General features: G+C 43.6%; 5 protein-coding genes. 4 read left to right on the forward strand and 1 reads right to left on the reverse strand.

All coding sequences use genetic code 11. The features are described from left to right. The 3 genes from IQ229_RS20825 to cysE all read left to right on the forward strand — a co-directional run. Positions 1-203, forward strand: a 203-nt coding sequence (locus IQ229_RS20825; protein ID WP_194046987.1) for a DUF3352 domain-containing protein, incomplete at its 5' end; no start/stop codon positions are given. Positions 204-538: 335 nt separating this feature from the next. Next, a complete protein-coding gene (locus IQ229_RS20830) occupies positions 539-1,030 on the forward strand; it encodes a hypothetical protein (protein WP_194046989.1) in 492 nt (163 codons plus the stop codon). Positions 1,031-1,267: 237 nt separating this feature from the next. Further along, positions 1,268-2,032, forward strand: a complete 765-nt coding sequence (gene cysE, locus IQ229_RS20835; RefSeq protein WP_194046991.1) for a serine O-acetyltransferase — start codon at positions 1,268-1,270, stop codon at positions 2,030-2,032. 114 nt (positions 2,033-2,146) lie between these two features. Here cysE and IQ229_RS20840 read toward each other — a convergent pair whose 3' ends face one another. Beyond that, positions 2,147-2,731: an Npun_F5749 family FMN-dependent PPOX-type flavoprotein gene (locus IQ229_RS20840; protein ID WP_194046993.1), complete on the reverse strand. Its 585-nt coding sequence runs from the start codon at positions 2,729-2,731 to the stop codon at positions 2,147-2,149. Between the two features lie 168 nt (positions 2,732-2,899). Here IQ229_RS20840 and IQ229_RS20845 point away from each other — a divergent pair, with 168 nt between their 5' ends. Beyond that, the gene (locus IQ229_RS20845; protein ID WP_194046995.1) at positions 2,900-3,064 is read left to right on the forward strand and encodes a hypothetical protein; all 165 of its coding nucleotides are present in this window, start codon (positions 2,900-2,902) and stop codon (positions 3,062-3,064) included. Positions 3,065-3,100: the final 36 nt, after the last annotated feature.

The raw sequence follows: 3,100 nt of genomic DNA on the forward strand, positions 1-3,100 counted from the left end.
TTCCCCTACCAAACCAAGGTTATGTATATCTCGACTGGACAAAGAGCCAGAATTTGTTAGAGCGTCAAGTACCGATTCTCAAACTAGTGGAAGTCTTAGGTAAACCGTTTTTTAATAATCTGCGATCGCTCACAGTCAGTAGTTATGGAACTGACACGCGATCGCTCAAAGGTGGTGTCTTCTTCAAACTCCATAATTCGTGAGATTTCCATAGAAGCTCAGGTGCAGAAGGTAAAAGTAAAAGAAAAGAATTTTTTACCTTTATTCTTTACCTTCTGTACTTTCTTGCCTCATTACATTTACGTAGACTTTATGTAATATTTGCTAGTTAATAATTTGATTGCAAAAATTTCCTAATCGGATGCGATTTAATGTTGCTATCGAGATCCAGAAACAACCTAGCAATTAGCTGTCCACTTTGCAAAACATCAACTGTGGCACATTTTAATGTGGCACAACCAACTGAAATTTCACTAGAATTTTTTCACTAGAATATGTATATATCACTACTCATTTAAAAGCCTGTTGGAGGGCTACTATGAAATACTGTCGCCCCCGACTTCAGTTTTGCGGCGGTTGGCTGTTGGCTATACTTACCGCCATTACAGCTACCCCTGCAATAGCACAGACAGCAAACTTTGGCACTTTGAATTTATCAACAAACTTTGATTCAGCACAAGGAACAGTGCAGGGGTTTACAGGTGGTTCTTACTCATTGTCTGCCATAAGTAACCGCGATCGCAATCAAAAAGCTTGCATTGGCTTTGCCGATCCCAAACCAGATCACATTATGGTTTTGGAAAAAGACTTTCCTCAGCTAACAATCCAAGTTGATAGCAACAACAACGACACCACTTTAATCATTCAAGGCCCAGATAAAACAACAATTCGTTGCGGCGATGATACTGGCAAAAGTAAAGATGCTAGCGTTAGCGATCGCGACTGGAAAAAGGGCACTTATCGGATTTGGGTAGGTACATTTAATCCTGGAGTCAAGCAGGATTATACTCTGAAAGTGGAGCAGCAGTGAATTGGGGAGTAGGGAGTGGGGATTAGGAGAAACAGAGGAGCAAAGGAGCATACTTTGACTACGCTCAGTAACCGGGGGAGCAGGGGAGACAAGGTGACTTGAGTGAAAACTTCCAACAAGTCTTTCCCCTTGTGCCCAATGCCCAATGCCCAATCCCCCATGCCCAATTTTTAGGTGTAACACCTGAGAGGATAATATGGGAGAGTAGCTTGTTGTGCTTTCCGAGGGTGCTATCTCGTGCTATCTATACTGCGTGCTGACTTTCGTATCATATTTGAACGTGACCCAGCTGCCCGTAACTGGTTGGAAGTTTTATTTTGTTACCCTGGTTTGCAAGCCCTGTTATTCCATAGGCTGGCTCACTGGCTGTATAGTGTTGGTCTTCCCTTTATTCCGCGCCTGATTTCTCATTTGGCTCGGTTTTTGACTGGAATTGAAATCCACCCTGGTGCAACAATTGGGCAAAGTGTGTTTATTGACCACGGGATGGGTGTAGTAATTGGTGAAACTGCGATCGTGGGAGACTATGCTCTAATTTATCAAGGTGTCACCCTTGGGGGTACTGGTAAAGAATGTGGTAAGCGCCATCCTACTGTGGGTGAAAACGTCGTAGTTGGAGCTGGAGCGAAGGTACTGGGCAATATTCAAATTGGCAATAATGTCCGTATTGGTGCTGGTTCTGTTGTTTTAAGAGATGTGCCTTCAGACTGTACTGTGGTAGGTGTGCCTGGGCGCATTATGTATCGTTCTGGAGTTCGGGTTTCACCTCTTGAACACAATAATTTACCAGATTCAGAAGCTCAAGTAATTCGTGCTTTAGTAGACCGCATTGAAGCGTTGGAAGAACAAATACAAACTCTTCAGCGCAACAATTCTTCAGAAAAAACTTCTGTTTTAGTGGGTTGTTTGGCAACGAAAGAGGATGAGCTAACCCATGATACTCGCTGGTGCAACCTCAAGGATAAGACCATCCAGGAATTTCTAGATGGTGCTGGCATTTAAAAAAGTGAGAAGTTAAGAGTGAGGAGTGAGGAATAAAAATCATAAATGTCAGGTTGCAGTTTCCAACTCCTAACTCCTGTAGAGACGCAATTAATCGCGTCTCTACTCCAATATTTAAGGATTAATCGCTTGGCTAGACCACTCTTGCTGCTCATCACGGTGGTAAAGCCATCGATTTTGTGGTTCGCCGCGTAATTCTAAGTGATCTACCTGCACCGGATCGAGTAGCAGTAGACAAAAATTAGGCACTGGCTGCACGGGTTCGGGTGCTGATGGTGCAAAAGCTCCTGGGTTTTCAACTCTGGGTTTACCAGGATGCGGCCAAGCAAACTGTAAACGCGCCGCATCGCTCAATTCTTGCCACATTGCGATCCGGGCTGGCTGTAGATTGTGGTCAAAATCATCATCGCTTACCAGGGTCAAACAGCCAGCGATACGGAATTGTTCTCGTGTATTGGGGAAATACCAGCAAACTTCTGCCCAAGGTTGTTGCTGTATCTGGTCAGCTTTGGCGCTACGGTTATCGGTGATAAATTTTAGCTGGTTTGTATCTTCCAGAAAGCCGCGAAAGACTAGGGTACGATTAGCGGGGCGACCGTTTGCCTGTACTGTTGCCAATTGCAGGTAACGGGCATAAACAAGGCTGCGGTTGCGATGGAGTGCATGAGCGATCGCACTTCGCCAAGGAGCAAGAGACATTATACAATTCTGTTGGTAATCTAGCGCCAGGTATTCCTGAACATACTACCACTTCAATACTCTTGGTTGAGCGCCAGTGATTCCTAAAAGTTCTCTAACGCCAAGAAGCTTTAAGATTCCAGTGCTGTAAAATATGCATACATAAATTATTCATATAAATAATATCTGATGAGTTCCCTACCTGCTAATCGTGCTAATACCCTCAAAGCTGCTTTTCGTGTTTGTGATGTAGCTCCTCTAGTTAGTAATAGAGATATTGAACGTTATTATGTTGATTTATCAAAAGTTCGCAAGACAGAGGCAATTAATGCTGTTCAGTCTTTGGGTTTTTGAGTACAACGGCAAAAATCGCTGGAATTATGTTAATCC

Source organism: Nostoc cf. edaphicum LEGE 07299, assembly GCF_015207245.1.
Taxonomy (GTDB): domain Bacteria; phylum Cyanobacteriota; class Cyanobacteriia; order Cyanobacteriales; family Nostocaceae; genus Nostoc; species Nostoc edaphicum_B.

Bases quoted from the DNA above. Each gene is read 5' to 3' on its own strand.
- IQ229_RS20845 (WP_194046995.1), top strand. From the start codon at position 2,900: ATGAGTTCCCTACCTGCTAATCGTGCTAATACCCTCAAAGCTGCTTTT.
- IQ229_RS20830 (WP_194046989.1), top strand. From the start codon at position 539: ATGAAATACTGTCGCCCCCGACTTCAGTTTTGCGGCGGTTGGCTGTTG.
- IQ229_RS20840 (WP_194046993.1), bottom strand. From the start codon at position 2,731: ATGTCTCTTGCTCCTTGGCGAAGTGCGATCGCTCATGCACTCCATCGC.